19 protein-coding genes and 1 pseudogene are annotated in these 18613 nt (G+C 69.9%); 8 read left to right on the top strand and 12 right to left on the bottom strand.

Annotated elements, in window-relative coordinates:
- Positions 1 to 27 precede the first annotated feature (27 nt).
- A complete protein-coding gene (locus JIX56_RS25435) occupies positions 28 to 906 on the top strand; it encodes an AraC family transcriptional regulator (protein WP_443031878.1) in 879 nt (292 codons plus the stop codon).
- Here JIX56_RS25435 and JIX56_RS25430 read toward each other — a convergent pair.
- Positions 863 to 1375 carry a YbjN domain-containing protein gene (locus JIX56_RS25430; RefSeq protein ID WP_257543881.1) on the bottom strand — a complete coding sequence of 171 codons (513 nt, stop codon included), beginning with the start codon at positions 1373 to 1375 and terminating at the stop codon, positions 863 to 865. The two genes, JIX56_RS25435 and JIX56_RS25430, sit on opposite strands and share 44 nt — an antisense overlap.
- Before the next feature lie 251 nt (positions 1376 to 1626).
- The gene (gene mshA, locus JIX56_RS25425) at positions 1627 to 2967 is read right to left on the bottom strand and encodes a D-inositol-3-phosphate glycosyltransferase (RefSeq protein ID WP_257543880.1); all 1341 of its coding nucleotides are present in this window, start codon (positions 2965 to 2967) and stop codon (positions 1627 to 1629) included.
- A gap of 408 nt (positions 2968 to 3375) precedes the next feature.
- Between mshA and JIX56_RS25420 the strand changes: the two genes are divergently transcribed.
- The 3 genes from JIX56_RS25420 (at position 3376) to JIX56_RS25410 (ending at position 7770) form a co-directional block, all read left to right on the top strand.
- Positions 3376 to 4320 carry a class I SAM-dependent methyltransferase gene (locus JIX56_RS25420; protein WP_257543878.1) on the top strand — a complete coding sequence of 315 codons (945 nt, stop codon included), beginning with the start codon at positions 3376 to 3378 and terminating at the stop codon, positions 4318 to 4320.
- A gap of 252 nt (positions 4321 to 4572) precedes the next feature.
- On the top strand, positions 4573 to 5724 hold the full coding sequence (locus JIX56_RS25415; protein WP_257543876.1) for a C40 family peptidase: 1152 nt from the start codon (positions 4573 to 4575) through the stop codon (positions 5722 to 5724).
- Positions 5725 to 6255: 531 nt separating this feature from the next.
- A complete protein-coding gene (locus tag JIX56_RS25410) occupies positions 6256 to 7770 on the top strand; it encodes a PP2C family protein-serine/threonine phosphatase (RefSeq protein ID WP_257543874.1) in 1515 nt (504 codons plus the stop codon).
- 58 nt (positions 7771 to 7828) lie between these two features.
- Here the strand turns inward: JIX56_RS25410 and JIX56_RS25405 are convergent, their stop codons facing one another.
- The 5 genes and pseudogenes from JIX56_RS25405 to JIX56_RS25385 form a co-directional block, all read right to left on the bottom strand.
- Positions 7829 to 8170: a DUF2516 family protein gene (locus JIX56_RS25405; RefSeq protein ID WP_257551104.1), complete on the bottom strand. Its 342-nt coding sequence runs from the start codon at positions 8168 to 8170 to the stop codon at positions 7829 to 7831.
- A 259-nt stretch (positions 8171 to 8429) separates the two neighbouring features.
- Entirely contained in the window at positions 8430 to 9035 is a 606-nt protein-coding gene (locus tag JIX56_RS25400) for a hypothetical protein (protein ID WP_257543872.1), read from the bottom strand.
- A 141-nt stretch (positions 9036 to 9176) separates the two neighbouring features.
- The gene (locus tag JIX56_RS25395; RefSeq protein WP_257543871.1) at positions 9177 to 9632 is read right to left on the bottom strand and encodes a helix-turn-helix domain-containing protein; all 456 of its coding nucleotides are present in this window, start codon (positions 9630 to 9632) and stop codon (positions 9177 to 9179) included.
- A gap of 121 nt (positions 9633 to 9753) precedes the next feature.
- Complete coding sequence (locus JIX56_RS25390; protein WP_257543869.1) at positions 9754 to 10611, bottom strand: acyl-CoA thioester hydrolase/BAAT C-terminal domain-containing protein; 858 nt, start codon at positions 10609 to 10611, stop codon at positions 9754 to 9756.
- A 77-nt stretch (positions 10612 to 10688) separates the two neighbouring features.
- Positions 10689 to 10823, bottom strand: a pseudogene (locus tag JIX56_RS25385) (TetR/AcrR family transcriptional regulator); the annotation flags it as partial.
- An 84-nt stretch (positions 10824 to 10907) separates the two neighbouring features.
- Here JIX56_RS25385 and JIX56_RS25380 point away from each other — a divergent pair.
- Positions 10908 to 11378 (top strand): DIP1984 family protein, encoded by a 471-nt coding sequence (locus JIX56_RS25380; RefSeq protein WP_257551103.1) that lies wholly within the window; start codon positions 10908 to 10910, stop codon positions 11376 to 11378.
- 274 nt (positions 11379 to 11652) lie between these two features.
- On the top strand, positions 11653 to 12069 hold the full coding sequence (locus JIX56_RS25375; RefSeq protein WP_257543867.1) for a DUF5958 family protein: 417 nt from the start codon (positions 11653 to 11655) through the stop codon (positions 12067 to 12069).
- Positions 12070 to 12293: 224 nt separating this feature from the next.
- Here JIX56_RS25375 and JIX56_RS25370 read toward each other — a convergent pair whose 3' ends face one another.
- The 5 genes from JIX56_RS25370 to JIX56_RS25350 all read right to left on the bottom strand — a co-directional run bounded on the left by JIX56_RS25370 (position 12294) and on the right by JIX56_RS25350 (position 17122).
- A complete protein-coding gene (locus JIX56_RS25370) occupies positions 12294 to 13424 on the bottom strand; it encodes a sensor histidine kinase (RefSeq protein WP_257543865.1) in 1131 nt (376 codons plus the stop codon).
- Between the two features lie 15 nt (positions 13425 to 13439).
- Positions 13440 to 14144, bottom strand: coding sequence for a response regulator transcription factor (locus JIX56_RS25365; RefSeq protein ID WP_257543863.1), 705 nt, complete (start codon positions 14142 to 14144; stop codon positions 13440 to 13442).
- Positions 14113 to 14439 carry a glycosyltransferase gene (locus JIX56_RS25360; protein WP_257543861.1) on the bottom strand — a complete coding sequence of 109 codons (327 nt, stop codon included), beginning with the start codon at positions 14437 to 14439 and terminating at the stop codon, positions 14113 to 14115. Before JIX56_RS25360 ends, JIX56_RS25365 begins: the two co-directional genes overlap by 32 nt.
- Before the next feature lie 269 nt (positions 14440 to 14708).
- On the bottom strand, positions 14709 to 15860 hold the full coding sequence (locus tag JIX56_RS25355) for an amidohydrolase family protein (protein WP_257543859.1): 1152 nt from the start codon (positions 15858 to 15860) through the stop codon (positions 14709 to 14711).
- Positions 15861 to 16522: 662 nt separating this feature from the next.
- Entirely contained in the window at positions 16523 to 17122 is a 600-nt protein-coding gene (locus JIX56_RS25350; RefSeq protein WP_257543857.1) for a TetR/AcrR family transcriptional regulator, read from the bottom strand.
- Positions 17123 to 17271: 149 nt separating this feature from the next.
- On the opposite strand from JIX56_RS25350, the gene JIX56_RS25345 reads away from it, so the two are divergent.
- Positions 17272 to 18066 (top strand): alpha/beta fold hydrolase, encoded by a 795-nt coding sequence (locus tag JIX56_RS25345; protein ID WP_257543856.1) that lies wholly within the window; start codon positions 17272 to 17274, stop codon positions 18064 to 18066.
- Between the two features lie 107 nt (positions 18067 to 18173).
- Entirely contained in the window at positions 18174 to 18545 is a 372-nt protein-coding gene (locus tag JIX56_RS25340; protein ID WP_257543854.1) for an antibiotic biosynthesis monooxygenase family protein, read from the top strand.
- Positions 18546 to 18613: the final 68 nt, after the last annotated feature.

Raw genomic sequence — 18613 nt, 5'->3', positions numbered from 1 at the left:
TACGACCCCGTCTTGTACGTTCTTTGCATGCGCCCCCTGCGGCCGAAGTCCCCTCAGCAGTCCCGTCAGCAGTCCCGCCGGCCGTCCCCTCAGCCGTCCCCCCAGCGTGAAGTGTCCGCCTGGCGGCCGCGTGTGCCCGGGATCGTCGAGGTCTTCCACGCGCACTACACCGAGTACGCGTACCCGATGCACGTCCACGACGCCTGGACCCTGCTCATCGTCGACGACGGCGCCGTGCGGTACGAGTTGGACCGGCATGAGCACGGGACGCCGAACGACACGGTCTCGTTGTTGCCGCCGCATGTGCCGCACAACGGGGCGCCGGTGACGGAGGAGGGCTTTCGCAAACGGGTGTTGTACCTGGCTCCGGATTCGAGCGCGCTCGACGAGAGTCTCATCGGGGCGGCCGTGGACAGGCCTGACCTGCGGGATCCCGTACTGCGGCTGCGCGTGGGGCAGTTGCACGCGGCGCTCGCGCGGCCGGGGGACGAGTGGGAGGCTGAGAGCCGGCTGACGCTGGTCGGGGAGCGGTTGCGGAGGCATCTACGGCCTCGGGCCACCCGGGAACCACGGCCCGTCGGTCGTACGGTCGCCCATCGGCTGCGTGAGCTTCTCGACGAGCACGTCGCCGACGGGGTGACCCTGGAGGAGGCCGCGGGGATGGTGCATGCCCACCCCGCGCATCTCGTACGGGCGTTCGGGGCGGCCTTCGGGATCGCGCCGCACCAGTATCTGATGTCACGGCGGGTGGAGCGGGCCAGGCGGCTGCTGCTGGAGGGGATGCGGCCGGGCGAGGCGGCGGTGGCGGCCGGGTTCTACGACCAGGCACATCTGACCCGGCACTTCAGGCGGTGGGTGGGGGTCACCCCTGGTCGCTATCGGGCTGGTCGGCCGCCCCTCGCGTGAGGTGGCTGAACGCGTCCAGGTTCCGCGTCGACTCCCCCCGGGACACCCGCCACGCGTACTCCTTGCGGATCGCGGAGGCGAAGCCCAGTTCGAGGAGGGTGTTGAAGGCGCCGTCGGCCGCTTCCAGGACCTGGCCGAGGAGGCCGTCGATGCCGTCGGGGGTGACGGTGGAGAGCGGCAGCCGGGCCGTGACGTAGATGTCGCCCAGCCGGTCGACGGCGTAACTCACGCCGTACAGCTTGAGGTTGCGTTCCAGGAGCCAGCGGTGGACGCCCGCCTCGTTCTCGTCGGGGTGGCGGATGACGAAGGCGTTGAGGGAGAGGGAGTGCTTGCCGACGATGAGGGAGACGGTCGTCGAGAGTTTGCGGGTGCCGGGGAGTTTCACGACGTAGGTGCCGGGTCCCGGGCTCTCCCACGCCAGCTCGGCCTCGGTGAGGACCTGCTCGATGATCGACACTGCGTCAGCCATGGGGCGAGCGTACCCGCCGGTACGAGCGGGTCGACGACTCACCGGTTGTCGACACTCACCGGTTGTCGACACTCACCGGTTGTCGACACTCATCGGTTGTCGACACTCATCGGTTGTCGGCACTCACCGGTTGTCGACACTCACCGGTTGTCGGCACTCATCGCCAGTCGACACGCATCGGTAGTCGGCGCTCACCGGCAGTCGCCCCTCACCACCCATGACCGACGGCTCACCCGTAGTGGGCCCGTGCCTCACCCGTAGTGGGCCCGTACCCGGTGGCGGCGGTGATCCTGCATGGCCCCCGTGTACACGTCCGCGGTGGCGGCGGCGGCCCTGTCCCAGCCGAAGGACTCGGCGTGGCGGGCGGCGGCCGCGCCCATGCGGGCGGTGAGGTCGGGGGTGTCGGCGAAATCGCGCAGCACGCGCGCGTACGCGACGGGATCGTGGCCCTGGACCAGGAAACCGGTCTGCCCGTCCCGCACGGCGACCGGGAGGCCGCCGACCGAGGCCGCCAGCACCGGCGTACCGGCCGCCTGCGCCTCGATGGCGACGAGCCCGAAGGACTCGCTGTACGACGGCATGACCAGCACGGACGCCGCCCGGAACCAGTCCGCGAGCTGCTCCTGTCCGACCGGCGGCCGGAACCGTACGACATCGGCGATGCCGAGCCGCGCGGCCAGTTTCTGCAGGCCTTCCGGCTTGGCGAGCCCGCTGCCGCTCGGCCCGCCGACCACCGGCACGACCATCCTCGACCGCAGCTCGGGGCGCTCGTCGAGGAGCACGGCGACGGCCCGGAGCAGGACGTCGGGGGCCTTCAGCGGCTGGATACGGCCGGCGAAGAGGGGGATCAGGGCGTCCTGGGGCAGGCCGAGGCGGCTCCGGGCGGCGGCGCGGCCGTCGGCCGGGCGGAAGCGGTCGAGGTTGACGCCCGGGTGGACGACGGCGACCTTGGCCCGGTCGGCCTCGTAGTGGCGTACGAGTTCGTGGGCCTCCTCGGCCGTGTTGGCGATGAGGCGGTCGGCGGCGCGGACGATCTGGGTCTCGCCGATGACGCGGGCGGCGGGCTCGGGCGTGTCGCCGACGGCGAGCGCCGCGTTCTTGACCTTCGCCATCGTGTGCATGGCATGCACCAGGGGGACGCCCCAGCGCTCGGCGGCGAGCCAGCCGACGTGGCCGGAGAGCCAGTAGTGCGAGTGGACCAGGTCGTAGTAGCCGGGGCGGTGGCCGGCCCACGCCTGCATCACCCCGTGCGTGAAGGCGCAGAGCTGGGCCGGGAGCTCCTCCTTGGCCAGCCCCTCGTACGGGCCCGCGTCGACGTGCCGGACCAGCACCCCGGGGGCCAACTCGACCGTCGGGGGCAGGGCGCCGGTCGTGGCCCGGGTGAAGATCTCCACCTCGATGCCCTGCGCGGCCAGGCGCTGCGCCAGCTCCACGATGTATACGTTCATGCCGCCCGCGTCGCCCGTACCGGGCTGGTGCAGCGGCGACGTGTGCACCGACAGCATCGCGACCCGACGCGGCTTCCGGTGCAGCCTCAGCCGCGCCGCCGCGGCCGGGGAGCGTCGCCCGAGCCTGCTGACGTACTGGCTCACGTGGCGTTCCTCCTCGCTCCGGGCATGCCGTTCGGAGGGCATCCGGAGCCCTCTGGTGTGCGGGAACGCCGGAGCAGCCCGTTCCATTTCCTCTTTGCAGAATTATTACCGAGCTTCGCTCAACCGTTCGAGCACTTTGGGGGTGGGGCTGCCCTTCGTCTTTTGACGGGGCTGTCCTTCGTCTTGCAGGGGCGCGGGGAACTGCGCGATCAGCCCCACACAACCCGCACGGCCAGGACGACGACGACAACGGCCAGGCAGCTCGAATGGCACGGGGCCTGGGGTCTGGGTCTGGGGTCTAGGTCTGGGTCTGGGGCCTGGGGCCTGGGGCCTGGGGCAAAGCTCCAGAAAAAGGGCCCACCCGAACTGGCGACACCCTGCAACCCCCGGCCCACATACCCTCGACCCATGGCCCCCCATCCCATCGGCACCGTGACGCGCGGCACCACCAACCCCAACCGCCTCCGCCGCATGGACCGCTGGATCGCCGCCACCCACGGCGCCGAACTCCGCCGCGCGACCACCCCCCTCGCCGTGGACCTCGGTTACGGCGCCGCCCCCTGGACCGCGGTCGAGCTCCTACGCCGTCTCCGCGCGGCGGCGCCCCGTACCCAGGTCGTCGGCATCGAGATCGACCCGGCGAGGGTCGCGGCCGCGGAACCGTACGAGTGCGAGGGCCTGACCTTCCGGCACGGCGGCTTCGAGGTGCCGGTGCCGGGCCGCCCGACCCTCATCCGGGCGGCGAACGTCCTGCGCCAGTACGACGAGGAAGAGGTCACCGCCGTCTGGGCCCGCCTGTGCGCCCGCCTCGAACCGGCCACGCACCACTCCACCGGCGGCACCCACTCCACCGGCGGCACCCACTCCATCGACGGCACCCACTCCACCGGCGGCGGCCCGCGCTCCTCCCACAGCCCCTCCTCCAGCGGCCCGCGCTCCCCCCACAGCCCCTCCTCCTCCAGCGGTCCCCACTCCACCGGCGGCCTGCTCGTCGAGGGCACCTGCGACGAGATCGGGCGTCGGCACGTCTGGGTCGCCCTCGGCCCGGAGGGCCCCCGCACGATCACCTTCGCCACCCGGCTCGGCTCCCTGGACCGCCCCTCCGACCTGGCCGAACGCCTCCCGAAGGCCCTCATCCACCGCAACGTCCCGGGCGAACCGGTGCACGCCTTCCTCCGCGACTTCGACCGCGCCTGGGCCGCCGCGGCCCCGTACGCCTCGTACGGCGCCCGCCAGCGCTGGATCCGCACGGTCCGCGCCCTGAGCGCGGACTGGCCGGTGCGGGACGGGGAGACGCGCTGGCGGCAGGGCGAAGTGACGGTGACGTGGGAGGCGTTGGCGCCACGGGGCTGAACTCCCGCCCAGAGCCACCTTGGTGACACAGAGCAACATTCTCGTGACGCACGGGAACGATCTCCGCGGGTCGTTCGTCACACAGGCGAGGGCAATGTCATGCAGGTGAGAGCAAGGGGGAAACAAGAGGGAGCGAGGAGAAGTGAGTCCTTGCCCACCCCTGTCGCATTGCGCGACGCCATGACACGATCACCCGGGCATCAGGAAGTTACTGACGGTTAACCAGTTCTGTTGGGGTTGGGGGCAAGGGGTATGGGAGCCGGCAAGCGGAGCCTGACCATGGCGGCCGTGGCCGTGGTCTGCGCGATGACCGTGCTGGGCGCACCGGTCACCGCGTACGCGAGCCAGACGAAACCGACCGAGCCGACCCCGAGCCCCTCCCCTTCGGGGACTTCGGACAGTTCCGATACTTCGGGTGATTCAGGTAGTCCGGATACGGCCTCGACACCCGCCTCGACTCCCGTGACGAACGAGGAGTTGGAGGCCGTCCGCGAAAAGCTGGAGAGCCTCTACCACGACGCCGCGGTCGCCACGGACGCGTACAACGCCGCCGAGGAGAAGGCCGACAAGCAGTCCGCCGAGATCGTCGATCTGGCCCACGAGATGGTCAAGGGCCAGGAGAAGCTGGACAAGTTGCAGGACCTCATCGGTGCCGCGGCCCGCGCCCAGTACCGCGGCGGCGGCCTCCCGCCCGAGGTGCAGCTGTGGCTGAGTGAGAACCCCCAGGACTTCCTGGAGGGCGCCGACCGCCTGCGCCAGGGGCAGCTCGCGACCAAGGGCCTGCTCGCCGAAATGACTCAGACCCAGCAGGACTTGGAGCAGTACTCCAAGGACGCCTCCGCGCGCTGGGAGAAGCTGGAAGCCAACCGCAAGGCCAAGGACAAGGCCAAGAAGAAGATCAAGAAGCAGATCGCCGCCGCCGAGGAACTGGAAGCGCAGCTGGAGGACGACGAGCTGGAGCGGCTGGCACAGCTGGAGGAGGACGCCGCGCAGCAGTCACAGGCAGCGTGGTTGGACTCCGGCATCCTCGACGAGATCAACGGCAAGGCGTCCGAGCAGGGCAAGAAGGCCGTGAAGTTCGCGACGGACCAGATAGGCAAACCGTACGAATGGGGCGCCGAGGGCCCCAAGACCTACGACTGCTCCGGCCTCACCAGCCAGGCCTGGGCCGCCGCCGGCCTGACCATCCCCCGCACCTCCCAGGAGCAGTGGAAGCAGCTCCGGCACATCGACATCCAGGACATGCGCCCCGGCGACCTCATCATCTACAACTCCGACGCCAGCCATGTCGCCATGTACATAGGCGACGGCTCCATCATCCACGCCCCTCGACCGGGTCGTACGGTGACGATCGCGGGGGCGGGGACGATGGAGATCCTGGGAGTTGTACGGCCGGATGCGTAGGCGCTCCGCTTGGGGTGGGGGCGCCTAGCGGGTTGGGGGCGACTGTGGTTTGGCGGGTGCGGGTGTGTTGTGGCCGGTCGCGCAGTTCCCCGCGCCCCTGAAAAGCAGGGGCTGCGCCCCAGGCTTTTCGGCCCGCAGGGCCGTGTCTTTCAGGGGCGCGGGAAACTGCGCGAGCAACCACAACGCACTCGCACCCGCACCCGCACCCGCACCCGCCCACGAACCCCATTGCCCGAGTTCTTCCGCGCCCCGAGCCCTTCCGCGGCAGCGGCGCCGCAGTGACCCATCGCACGTGACTCTCACCACCTTCCCCCTCCGGCTCAACCTCGGCCGCGTGACATTCGTCATCCCAGGAGAAAGCCCTGCCATGTCCAAGTGCGGTACAGGATGCGGCATATGACGCTGGCCGATTGCCGCCCGGCGTGCCGCCAACCATTCCGTTGCGGCGGCGCCTGGCGCTAAGGTCCCCGTCGGTGGGTCGAGGTCCCTCGCCCCACCGTGCCCTCGGGGGGAGGGAAGGAACCCAAGACGATGCCCGTACCCGTACCGCGGCAGAGAGCGATCCCGGCCGTGGAGAGTGGTCAGGCGCACGCCGTGTCCGCACCCAGCGGCCCGTCCGGAGAGGGGGCGGCCCTGAACGCCTCGGCCCTGACCCCTGCAGACAACTCCACAAACCCGCCCGGCGCCGCGGGCCCGACGGGCCCCATCGGTCCGACCGGGCAGACCGGCCCCACCAACCTCACGGTCCTCCTCATCGAGGACGACCCGGCGGGTTCCCTCAACGTGCCCGAGCTGCTCGACTCCGCGGGCAAGCCGATCCGCGTCCGCGCCGCCCGCAACCTCACCGAGGCCCAGCGGCTGCTGACCGACGACGTCAACTGCATCCTCCTGGACCTGGCCCTTCCGGCCCCGACCCGCCCCACCGACTCAGGCCCGGGCCCCGGCCCTGGCTCCGGCCCCGGCGCAAACACAGGCACGCACGCAGCCACGGGCACGGGCACGGGTACGGGCACCAACCCCACCCCCGGCACGGACGCCGACGGGGCCGGCCGCCCCGACGACGAACTCTCCGTCCTCAAACACGTCCTGGAACTGGCCCCCCGCCACGCCGTACTCGCCCTCACCGACTCCGGCGACGCCGAACGCGGCGCGGAAGCGGTACGGGTCGGCGCACAGGACTACCTCTTCCGGGACGAACTGGACGGCCGCCTCCTCAGCCGTGCGATCCGCTACGCCGTGGAGCGAAAGCGGTCGGACACGGCCGAGCGCCGGCTCACCGAGTCCAAGCTGCGCGCCCAGGAGAACGCCCGCCTGGAGCGCGGCCTGCTGCCGACGCCCCTCCTTGAGGGCTCGTCGCTGCGGTTCGCCGCCCGCTACCGCCCGGGCCGTTCCCGCGCGCTGCTCGGCGGCGACTTCTACGACACCGTCCGCACCCCCGACGGCACCGTGCACGTCATGATCGGCGACGTCTGCGGGCACGGCCCCGACGAGGCGGCACTCGGCGTGGAGCTGCGGATCGCCTGGCGCGCGCTGACGTTCGCGGGGCTGTGCGGCGACGAGCTGCTGTCCACGCTGCAGCGCGTCCTGGAGCACGAGCGCGAGAACGACGAGATCTTCGCGACGCTCTGCACGGTCGACATCGCCCCCGACGGCCGCCGCGCGGGCCTCTGCCTCGCCGGCCACCCGTCCCCGTTGATCGCCCGCCACAGCCGGGGCGGAGCGACCCCGCCGGCCGAGCTGCTGCCGTACGACAACGGCGGCCCCGCCCTCGGTCTGCTCCCGAACGCCCGCTGGCCGCGCACCCAGATCGAGCTGGGCGCCGCGTGGAGTCTGATGCTCTACACCGACGGCCTGATAGAGGGACGGATCGGCGAGGGCAAGGAGCGGCTGGGCCAGGACGGCATGGTGGAGATGGTCCGCCGCCAGCTGGCCGAAGGCCTGCGCGGCGAGGAACTGCTGCGCGCCGCGGTGAACGAGGTCCGCGACCTCAACGGCGGCGAACTGACCGACGACGTGGCGGTACTACTGCTGGACCGCGACGGCTGACCGACTGCGGCCCTTTCGTACGGCTCGGGTCACCGGCCGCCGCTTCGTACGGCTCGGGTCACCGGCCGCCGTTGTACGGGCCGTACGGACCGTCGCTGCTGGAGCCGCCGCGGCGTCCGCCGCCCCCGCCGGACACCTGCTTGACCGCGGGCCGCACATCCACGATGTACACGATGCTCGCGATGGCGCCGATGATCGGCAAGAACGACAGGAGATGGAACAGATAGCTCACGACGAGGGCGATCCCAAGGATGATCAGCCAGAACACCTTGGTCTGCTTGTCGGCCGCACGGAACGCGTCCTCACGCCGGAACGCGGCGTCGAACAGCCCGAACGCGGCGAGAGCCATCAGGACGATCTTCAGAAGTCCCAGGAACCCCGCGAAGCCCGTCATCAGCATGCCGCCCACACCACCCGTTCCATTCGCTCTTCCGACTGCCGACCGATTCGGCTGATTCGGATGATTCGACTGATTCGCCGATCAACCTGCCGCCGCTACCGACGGCACTCCCACGCGGCCACCGTACCCGTAGAACGGGCCGGCCACCCCAAAGGTGCCCGGCCCGTCTCCGTACCGCGACGTACTGCGGGGATACCGCTCAATCTGTCGCCGGCCCCATCGCCGGCTCCGTCGCCCACTCGGCAGGGTGCCCTGCCGCTTACTTGGCGGGCGGGGTGGTCTTGTTCGAGGTCGTCGCCTTCCGGGCCGGGGCCTTCTTCGCCGGGGTCTTCTTGGCGGCGGGGGCGGGCGCGGCCTGGGCCTCGGCGGGCTTCGCGGCCGCCGGCTCGTCCTTGACCTCGACCGGCTCGGACTTCGGCTCCACGGCGATCGCGAGCTCCTCGATCTCCTCCGCGGCCTCGCCACGCCAGGTCTTCACGGCCTGCTCACCGTGCTCGGCGACCTTCTCGTACGCCTCCCGGGCCTTCACGGCGTACTCGGCGGCGACGCCGACGCTGCGCAGCGCGAAGTCCTGGGCGGTCTCACCGATCTTCTTCAGGTCGGTGTCGAAGGTGCCGAGGATTTCGGTGACCTTGGTCTGGAGGTTCTCCTGAGTCTCCTTGACGCGGGCGGTCGCCTTCTCCTGCACGGCCTTCGGGTCGGTCTGGCGTACGGCGTCGATCCGGGCCGGGGCCTCGGCGCGCAGCTGCTCGACGATGCCGGGGACCTTCTTCGCCTGCTGGAGGGCGAGGTCGGCGGTGCCGGCGGCGAAGTAGAGGGGCGTCGGGTCGGTGACGGCCTTGCGGATGTCGTCGGTGATGGCCATGGTGAGGGTCCTCCCGGTTGGTTCAGCTGAGGGTTTTTTCTGTTGTTCCGGTCCGCGTTCGACGCCTTCGTCGAGTCGTCCGAGTCGTTCGAGTCGTTCGAGTCGTCCAAGTCATCGAGGTCGTCGAAGTCGTCGAGCTCGTCAACTCGCCGTCTGCTGCGGACCGGCGTCGCCGCCGTCGGCCGTACGGGGGCCGGGGTCCGAGGGTTCGTCCGCGTCCGTCGCCATGCCGGCACCGAGGTCGACCTCGAATCCGTTCTCCTTGCGGAAGGACTCGTAGATCTGGAGCAGCACCTGCTTCTGCCGCTCGTTCAGCGTGGGATCGGCGAGTATGACGGCGCGCGTCTCGATCTCGTCCCGATCCCGCTCGGCGTCGAGGATGCCGGCCCGCACATACAGCGTCTCGGCGGAGATCCGCAGCGCCTTGGCGACCTGCTGCAACACCTCCGCGCTCGGCTTGCGCAGCCCGCGCTCGATCTGGCTCAGATACGGATTGGACACCCCGGCGGCGTCGGCGAGCTGCCTGAGCGACAGCTGCGCGTTTCGCCGCTGTTCACGCAGGTACTCACCGAGATTGCCGACGTTGAGCGATGCCATGCCTCCACCATGCCCCACCCTTGCTAACTTTTGCAAGCACCCGCTTGCAAAAGTGCGCTACGCCACGGGGGGCATGGGGCTCGGGGAACTGCTAGACGATGCCCTGTCTCTGCAGAGCAGGTCAGCCCCTGCTCTGGAGCGCGTCAAGGACGTGGGGCCAGGCGGCTGTCCCCAAGAGCGCGTCAGCTTCGGGCGTGCCTCCGTACTGGAAGCGTGGGGATGTCGACGCCGGGCTCTCGCCGGGAAAACGTGGCCGGTGGCCCGCATCGTGGCGGGCGATCAGACGCACCGTGGCCCCGACTGAGCGTCGGCGTTGCGCCAGTTGTTCGGCGAAGGGCAGAGACGGCCACATCGCATCGTCGCCGCCTGCGACAAGCAGCAGATCGGCCCGCGCGTTGTCCACGGGGATCTCCGCTGAAGGGAGCAGATCAGCAAACGTCCGCTCGCTCAGTTCGTACCACCCGCGGATGGCGACCGGCCCGCCGTCCGGCCCTGCAGAAGTCCAGGAATCGTCCAACGGGACGAAGGGCAGCGCCCGCTCTCGCCATGTCCAAGACGATCGATAAGGGTGTCGTGCTCCGTCGCGGCCTGGACCAACGTTGCACCAGACCCGAGAGGTGGGCGACATCGCGATGACGACGTCCACGCGTGGATCGTGCACTGCCGTGAGCAGAGCTGCCTCAGCCCCCTTGGAAGTGCCCACGATGCCGATACGTCGTGCCCCGTTCAACCGGAGGAGGTCGACGGCGGCGGTGAAGGTTTCCAGTGGGATCTCGCAGATCCCCGGGGACTGCCCCGGTCCACCGAACCAGCAGATCGACATGGCCGTCATGCCCTGCTTGGCAAGGATGCGTGCTCTTTCTCGTTCGACACGCCCGCTTGATCCCGCCAGGACCAGGACACCGATGTCACTACCGCGGACGGGAGCTACCAGCACGCCCTCCCAGGGATCGGTCAGCTCGCGCTCAGTGACATCCACATGGCCCCCGTCGGTCCACCTCAACCTGTCAGCGCCGCCCAATCCGCCGCAGAACGCCCGCTCCAGCCAGCCAGGGGGAAGGCGTCGACCGCTTCGAGTAGATCCAGCTCAGCTGGAACCGCCTGCTCGATCTCTTCGTAGTACGGCCGCAGGTAATCGGCGACGAGGGCGACCACCAGGCCGTTCTTGCTCCCGAACAGAGTGGTCAGGGCCTCCTGTGGATCAAAATCCAGGTGCGTATGAGCTGGTTCACACTCGTATACTCGTGCGAACTCAGGGAGGGGGAGGTGGAGACAGTGAAGCTTGCTGAGGCACTGGCGGAACGTGCGGAGGCGACGCGCCGGGTAGAACAGTTGCGAGCGCGCGTCGTCAGCAGTGCGCGGTATCAGGAGGGGGAGGCGCCCGCCGAGGATGCCGCCCAGTTGTTGGCTGAGGCCGGTGAGGTGCTGAGCGCTCTGGAAACGTTGATCCGGCGGATCAACCGGACCAATGCCACCGTGGAGATGGGTCCCGACGGCACGCTCACCGATGCCCTCGCACGCCGGGATGTCCTGCGGTTGCGTCACTCTGTGGTCACCGCGGCGGCGGACGCGGCGGCGGGTAGCGGCGAGCGGGGATACGGCCGGCAACTCCGGTCCGAGCTGATGATGCTGTCCGCGCTTCCGGTCGCGGAACTGCGCGGTCAGGCGGATGTTCTCGCGCGGGAGATCCGCGAGGTCGATGTGCGGATCCAGCGTACGAACTGGGAGGTGGATCTGCTGGACTGAGTAGTCCAGCAGGCGGGGACGATGTGGAGCAGGTAGCAGCTTCGGAGGCGTGCACACACCGAGGGTCGGCGGTTCCGGTCCACTCCTGGTGCGTGAAGAGCAACGCGGGGGTTCGACTCCCCATCAACAGTGCAGCTCAGCACGGCGTACAGGTAAAGGTGCACATCGCACAGCACATCACCACGTGCAGATCCGAAGCGGTGAGGGCGGGTTCGGGGCTTTCCACATCGCGGCACCATGGACAACGGCGATCCGAGGACAACGGGGGCGTGCGATGGCTGATCCGTACATCGTTCTCAACGAGCTCGCCCAGGAGCTTCGGCCGATGCCACAGGGCATCGAGTGGTTCGAGAGCCTCTCCGCTGAAGAGCAGTCCAACACCCTGCGCCTCCTGTCACATTTCTGCGTTCAGGCCCGCGCCACCGCCGAGGACGGCCCGGAAAGTATCCGACGTTCCGGACTTCGCGCCACGCACACACCGGCAGTTCTGATCACACGAGGGCGGATCGACCAGCAACTCGGGAAGATCGCCGGCCTCACTCCCCACGACGAGCGCCTCAAGTCGTTCCGGCTGCTGATCGCGGTGCTGGCCGTAGCCGACGGACGTCGACGGGAGCGCTTCTGCTCCGACGGTTGCGGCCACGAATGGCATCGCCTGTCTGTCGACACCCTTGCCGAAACGCTGACCTGACTCCTCGCGCTGTCGCCCCTACCGGGCCAGCGGCGGCAGGGGAAACATCGCGCTCAGCCGAGGTAGTTTGCGCGCCGCCTCGTCTTCGCTCCGCACGTCCCACTGCTCGCCGAGCGGCCCTCGGCTACGCCCCGCATCGCAAGCCGACCTCGGCAGCCGTGCCCTCTCGTAGCGGACGGCGAGTCTGTTCTCTCAGATCCTCCGGGGCCGATGGGCCGACGGAGTCAGCGGGAGACCGGAGGGTTGCCGCCTCCTGGGGCGGGTTCCTGCGGTAGGCGCAAGGTGAACGTTGCTCCCTTGCCCAGCCCAGCGGATTCCGCGGTGATGTCTCCGCCGTGGGCTCGGGCGATGCCCCGGGCGATGGCCAGGCCGATGCCGCTGCCGCCGGCGGCAGCGGGGCGGCCGGGATGCTCAAGGCGTTCGAAGCGGTGGAAGATGCGCTCGAGGTCGTGTGCGGCGATGCCGATGCCGTCGTCCATGACGCGGACGATCACGTGGTGGCCGGGCGACGGTTCGGTGTGCACGGACAGTGCCACGTGCCCGTGCGGATCGGATGCGGCCAGTGCGTTGCCGAGCAGGTTCACCAGGACCTGGGTGATCCGGTCCGGGTCGCAGAAGGCGACGACGGGGTTGTCCGCGTCCACGACGAGGGTCACCATCTGGTCGTCGTACTGAGGGCGCAGTCGCTCGACGGTGGTTCGCGCCACCATGGCCAGGTCGGTGGGCTCGCGGTGGAGAGCGAAGGCGCCCTCCTCCGACCGGGACAGGCTGGAGAGGTCGCCCGCCAGGCGCTGCAACCGGTGAAGGTCGTCGGTGAGGGAGGCGAACATCGCCTCATCGGGGATGAAGATCCCGTCGGCCATGCCCTCGATCTGGGCGCGTAGGAGGGTGATGGGGGTGCGCATCTCGTGGGCGACCTCGGAGATCAGCCGGGCGCGGCGGCGTTCGGTGTCGGCGAGGGCTGCCGCCAGCGTGTTGACGTCTTCGACCAGCGCTGCCAGGCCCGGCTCGCTGGGGAGTTCGAGGTTGTCGTCGTAGTGTCCCTCGGCGAGCCGGTGTGTGGCGGCGCGCACCCTGTCGAGCGGACGCAGCAGAAACCGGGACAGGGCGACGGACGCCGGGAAGGCCGCGGCCACTCCGAACAGAAGGCCGACCTGCAGGACCACGTCGGCCTCGACATCGTCAAGCCCGAGCCACACCTCGATCAGCGCGCTGATTGCCGCCATGGCCAGCAGTGCCAGGAGGAGCACCGTGACGTGCGAGAGCACCAGCCGGTTGCGGAGCGACAAACGCTCCTGGAGTCGGCGCAGCCGCGCACGGCACCCGTGGTAGGCCGGGAAGCGGGAGGGCGGCATGGGTGGGTGTCCCCTCTAGGCGGGGCGTCCGATGAACCGGTAGCCGATGGTGCGGACGGTGCCCACGAACCGGGGTGCGCTCGCGTCGTCGCCCAGTGCGCGCCGCAGGGTACGGATGTGCACGTCCACGACGCGCTCGTCGCCGAAGAAGTCCTCGCCCCACACCTGGGCCAGCAGGCCGCGCCGGGTGAAGACCCGCCCGGGGACCCGGGCCATCGCAAGCAGCAGGTCGAAGTCGAGGGCGGACAGTTCCACCGTCCGGTCGGCGTCGACGAGGACGGTTCGCGTATCGGGATCGACACTCAAGCCGTCGAAGCGCAGCACCCCGTCCTCGTGGGCCGCCTCAGGCCGGTTGTCGGCGCGCCGCAGGATCGCGCGCACGCGCAGAGCCAGTTCGCGGGGGCTGAACGGCTTGGTGACGTAGTCGTCGCCGCCGGTGGTGAAACCGATCAGCCGGTCGACCTCCTCGTCCCGGGCGGTGAGAAGGATCACCGGGATCTGGCTCGCCTCCCGGATGCGGCGCAGGACCTGGAACCCGTCCAGCCCCGGGAGCATCACATCAAGCACCACCAGGTCCGGCCGGTCACGGGTGACCGCCTGGAGGGCGGACGGTCCGTCCGCGGCTTCGATGACGTGGAACCCGTCCGACTCCAGGTAGCCGCGCACGGTCATGCGGATCTTGGGTTCGTCATCGACGACCAGAACGCGCTGCGTACTCATCGTGCTCGCTTTCCATCGCCGAGGTGGGGGGAAGGGGGAGGGCCGTCATGGCCGCGGGGTGACCGGCGCCGCGGAGGTACAGGGCTTCGAATGCGGCCAGCGTACGGTCGCTGTCGTGGTCGACGACGATCTCCCGGCCGGCCTCGCCCGTCCGGCGCCGGGCCGCTTGGCCGCCTGGCCGCCTGGCCGCCGGATCGTCGAGCAACTCCATGAGGCGGGTGTCGACGGCGCGCACGTCACCGGACGGGAAGAAGTAGCCGTCGCGGCCGAGGCGGACCAGGTGCGGCAGCGCCATCGGCCGCGACGACTCGCTTGCCCGCGGCCACGGCCTCCATGGTGACCAGGCCCCGCAGCTCCGCGCGGCAGGAGAGACGACCCGCCACGTGCGAAGCGCACCTGCGTGAACCGGCTCCCCCATCCTGCGGGCCGCGTTCGCCCGGCGCCGACGCCGACGCCGATTTCCGTCGACGGCCTCCCTGTCGGCCGGCGCCGGCCTTTGCACAGAGCGCCGCCCGCGCCCCGTCGGCGGGGCAGCGGGCGGCGGGCTGGGCGTTCGGTCGCGGCTCAGCGCGAGCCGGCGCGGCGTATACGCGCCCGCAGCTTCGGGAACTGCTCGAGGGCGTTGGTCCGCTCGAGAGCGATCCGCTGGCGCCGGTTGTAGATCTCGTCGACGGTCGGTTCGGGGTCGCCTGCCTTGGGAAGCGGCAGGCTGCCCTTGAGGAAGGGCATCGTCTCGACGTTGTCGGCCGCGTAGAGGTGCCGGGTCGCCGGCCAGTCGCTGCCGAACATGATGTGGTTGTCGGGCACCAGCGACGACAGCGGCTGCAACTGCGCGGCGGTGAACGCCTGCGCGTCGTCGAAGTACATCCGCGAGAGGTACGTGAGGGGGCCTTCCGGCAGCACCTCGTTGAACGGCGGGAAGGCCGAGTGCCGTGTCGCGAGCCGGTAGGCCAGGAACGGCAGTGCCCCGCCGCAGTGCGTGAAGTGCCAGCGGATGTTCGGGTAGTCCCGCAGGACACCGTTGTAGATCAGGCTCGTCATCGCACGGGTCGCGTCGAAGGTGTACTCGAAGACGTTGTTCCCGGCCGGGATGTCGGGGCCGAAGCAGAGCTTGGGAGCCGGGTTGTTCTCCGGGCCCGTCGGGTGGACGTAGACGTAGGCACCGCGGTCATTGAGGATCTCGTACAGAGGCGCGAACGAAGGATCCCCCAGGTAGGTGCCCTTGTAGTTGGTGAGCAGACAGATGCCGTCGAGATCCAGTTCGCCGAGCGCGCGGTCCACCTCGGCCACCGAGCCCTCGATGTCGGGCATCGGGGTGACCGCGAAGATCCCGAACCGGTCACCACGGGTCTGCACGAGGTCGCGGGCCCAGTCGTTGACCGCGCGGGCGGTGGCGCGCCGGTCGTCGACCGGGCCGACGGTGACCTGGAGGTCGCCGAACGACAGGACGCTGGCCTGGATCCGGTACTGGTCCATGAAGGCCAGGTGCCGGTCGACCGACCACGGACCGTACGCCCCGGTGATGGCGCCGAGGAGGCCGTAGCGCTTCAGGTAGTCGTTGTACACGTCGGGGGAATAGTGCGCGTGGGTGTCGATACGCCAGTTGCCCTTCGGCAGCCCCGGACCGGACGCTGCCGCCTCCGGACTGGCCATGGCGGCCGGCACCGTGGCCGCCGCCGCCGTGACAAGCGCCGCGGCCGATGCCCCTTCGATCATCCTTCGACGCGAGATGTTCCGTCGCAGGTTCATTTCCAGTTCCCCTCTTCATTCTGTGCGCGAGTCAGGTCGTATGTGCGTGCGTCAGGTCGTATGTGCGTGCGTCACGGCGCCGTCGCCAGGCCGGGCAGGGCCTGCGCGGGACGGTGATGGTCCCCGCCGTCATGGAGACCGCTGCCTCCACGCGCGGGCGTGCGCGCGGTGCGGGCCGATCGGGGAGCGCAAGCGGGTAAGTCGCTCCTCGGCCGGGCCAGTCGCCGTCAGCAGATCGATCCGGCGCTCATGCGTGGGATGCGGCGCGTCATCGCCGACCCGCCTGCCCAACGGGGTCCACGCGGCTGGCCGACCCCGGACGAGGGAACGCGCCGAGCACGACGGAACCGGGCAGCGCGGTGTCAACCGCCGTAGTCAGGTGTCGAACAGCAGGGTGATCAACGCTGTCCACCGGCGGGACGAGGAGTACGTGCATGACCGCCAGGCAACAGCCGCCTCATAAAGCACGAACCACTCAGCCCATGAAGCTTCCATGAAGCCGATCACCGGACTGGTGCCGCTTCCTGCGGCGGTCTCCTGCTTCTTCCGGATTCAGGTGCCGGCCCCGGCCGCCATGCGGAGGAAGCTGATGCGGCAGGTGAGGCGCTGTCAAGAGCTCTCGGCGACTGCTACTGGGAGTCCTGCTGTGCGTCGGCACGCTCCAGCAGGGGGAGCCACTGGGTCACGACGGCGTCGATGAAGGCGTCGGTGACCTGGCCACGGTCGAGGAAGAGCCGGGCGAGGACGGGCCCGTAGAGCAGGGTGAACTCGTCGTCGCTGATCTGGACGCCCGAAGGCTCCAGCAGCTTGTTGAAGCCGGCGTAGCGGTCCTCGCCTATGCGGACGAGTGCCTGGGCGCTGTCGGGGTCGTGGTCGGCCTGGGCGGTGACGGCCAGAGCCGCGGTTCGCACGGCCGGCACGCTGACGCCGGCGCGCAGGCTCTTCAGCCAGGCGGTGGCCACCTCACGCACGTCGCTGCCCGGTTCGGGGTAGGTGCCGAGGTCGGGGCCTTCGAGGATGAGGTCGAAGAGCAGTGCGGCTCGGGTGGGCCAGTGCCGGTAGAGGGTCTGGCGGGTGACGTCCGCTCGCTCGGCCAGCAGGGCGTAGGTCAGCCCGGCCGGTCCGACCTGAGGCAGCAGTTCTCGCGCGACGGCCAGCACGCGGTTGCGGGTGCGCTGCACGCGCGGGTTGCCCGGGGTCGGCCGGCGGCGATGGAGGGGCTGCGTCATGCCGCCACCCTACCGGCAAATCATACATCAAGTGTGATTGAGGTCACAGTTCGATCCGAATCATACATGGCGTGTGATAGACCTTGGAGAGCAATCACACGCACTGGATGATTCTTGAGTGACGGTGCACATTCGAAAGGCGGATGACCATGTCACCTCGCAACCTGCCCGAACCCACGCTCTCCCGCACGCGCCTCGGTTCCGGCCCCGGCCTGCTCCTCGCCCACGGCGCCGGCAGCAGCCTCGCCGGCACCTACGGCCCCGTCCTGGAAGCACTCGCCGCCCGCCACACCGTCGTCGGCATCGACTACCCCGGCAGCGGCGACACCCCCCGCTCCACCACCCCGCTGTCCGTCGACGACCTCGCCGACCAGCTCATCGCCGCCGCCGACGCGGAGGGCCTCGACCGCTTCGCCGTGTCCGGCTTCTCCCTCGGCGGCCCGGTCGCCATCCGCGCCGCCGCCCGCCATCCCGAGCGCGTCACCGCACTCATGCTGACCGCCGCCTTCCCGTACCGCGACAACCGACTCGCTCTCGCCACCTCGGTCTGGAGCAAGATCGCCGCGTCCGGCGACCGCGAACTGCTCGCCGAATTCCTGCTCATGATGGCCCTGGGCACCCAGGCGCTGGAGTCCATGCCGGCCGAGCAACTGCGGCAGACCCTCGGCTACACCGCCGCCGCCGCGGCCGACGGCAGCTCCGAGCAGACCGTTCTCGTCGGCCATGTCGACGTCCGGGACGACCTCGCCGACATCAGGATCCCCACTCTGGTCATCTCGACCACCGACGACCGGCTCACGTCCACCGCCCTGCACCGCCAGGTCGCCGAGACCATCCCCGACGCCCAGCTCGTGGAAATCGCCACCGGCCACCTGCCGATGCTGGAGCGGACCGACGAGTGGCTGCAGCTCATCACCGACTTCCTCGGCAAGCACGACGCCTGAAAGCGCACCACGGGTGGAGCCACGCAGCGAACGGCGGTGTAGCCCCTCACCCGGACCGCCCATGGGGTTCGTGGACCCACTTCCCCTCTCGAGTTCATGGAGGAATCATGCTCAAGTTCGGCAACCTCGACGAGTCCGCCCACTTCCGCGACCAGCAGAAGGAGAAGGCCGGCCCGGTCACCATCATCAACACGTTCGTCGCTCCGGAAGGCAAGGAGGACGAGGTGGTGGCCGCCTGGACGGACGACGCGGAGTACATGAAGAAGTCGGGAAGCCTTCTTTCGGTGCAGCTGTACCGGGGCATCGGCGGCAGCCGGCTTTTCACCAACGTCGCGGTCTGGAAATCCACCGAGCACCTCCGTGCGGCGCTCGGCACGCCGGAGTTCGCCTCGCACCTGGAGGGCTACCCCGCCGGCACCGTCGCCTACCCGCACCTGTACCAGAAGGTCGCTGTCGAGGGCGTCTGCGAAGGGGAATAGTGACCGCTCCTGCCGGCCGGTACTCGACGTCAGCGGTCGGGACGGGTCGGCGGTGATGGCGGTACCTG

The organism is Streptomyces sp. CA-210063 (genome assembly GCF_024612015.1).
Classification (GTDB): domain Bacteria; phylum Actinomycetota; class Actinomycetes; order Streptomycetales; family Streptomycetaceae; genus Streptomyces.
This window is presented reverse-complemented; position numbering and strand designations above follow the sequence as displayed.

Coding starts and splice junctions, on each gene's coding strand:
- JIX56_RS25360 (WP_257543861.1), bottom strand. CDS start 14,439: ATGGCGCTGCCGCACCTGGTCCGCCTCGGCCGCGACGGCTACTTCTTC.
- JIX56_RS25435 (WP_443031878.1), top strand. CDS start 28: ATGCGCCCCCTGCGGCCGAAGTCCCCTCAGCAGTCCCGTCAGCAGTCC.
- JIX56_RS25395 (WP_257543871.1), bottom strand. CDS start 9,632: ATGGCATCGCTCAACGTCGGCAATCTCGGTGAGTACCTGCGTGAACAG.
- JIX56_RS25430 (WP_257543881.1), bottom strand. CDS start 1,375: ATGGCTGACGCAGTGTCGATCATCGAGCAGGTCCTCACCGAGGCCGAG.
- JIX56_RS25365 (WP_257543863.1), bottom strand. CDS start 14,144: ATGAGTACGCAGCGCGTTCTGGTCGTCGATGACGAACCCAAGATCCGC.
- JIX56_RS25355 (WP_257543859.1), bottom strand. CDS start 15,860: ATGATCGAAGGGGCATCGGCCGCGGCGCTTGTCACGGCGGCGGCGGCC.
- JIX56_RS25345 (WP_257543856.1), top strand. CDS start 17,272: ATGTCACCTCGCAACCTGCCCGAACCCACGCTCTCCCGCACGCGCCTC.
- JIX56_RS25375 (WP_257543867.1), top strand. CDS start 11,653: ATGGCTGATCCGTACATCGTTCTCAACGAGCTCGCCCAGGAGCTTCGG.
- JIX56_RS25405 (WP_257551104.1), bottom strand. CDS start 8,170: ATGCTGATGACGGGCTTCGCGGGGTTCCTGGGACTTCTGAAGATCGTC.
- JIX56_RS25350 (WP_257543857.1), bottom strand. CDS start 17,122: ATGACGCAGCCCCTCCATCGCCGCCGGCCGACCCCGGGCAACCCGCGC.
- JIX56_RS25415 (WP_257543876.1), top strand. CDS start 4,573: ATGGGAGCCGGCAAGCGGAGCCTGACCATGGCGGCCGTGGCCGTGGTC.
- JIX56_RS25420 (WP_257543878.1), top strand. CDS start 3,376: ATGGCCCCCCATCCCATCGGCACCGTGACGCGCGGCACCACCAACCCC.
- JIX56_RS25340 (WP_257543854.1), top strand. CDS start 18,174: ATGCTCAAGTTCGGCAACCTCGACGAGTCCGCCCACTTCCGCGACCAG.
- JIX56_RS25410 (WP_257543874.1), top strand. CDS start 6,256: ATGCCCGTACCCGTACCGCGGCAGAGAGCGATCCCGGCCGTGGAGAGT.
- JIX56_RS25400 (WP_257543872.1), bottom strand. CDS start 9,035: ATGGCCATCACCGACGACATCCGCAAGGCCGTCACCGACCCGACGCCC.
- JIX56_RS25370 (WP_257543865.1), bottom strand. CDS start 13,424: ATGCCGCCCTCCCGCTTCCCGGCCTACCACGGGTGCCGTGCGCGGCTG.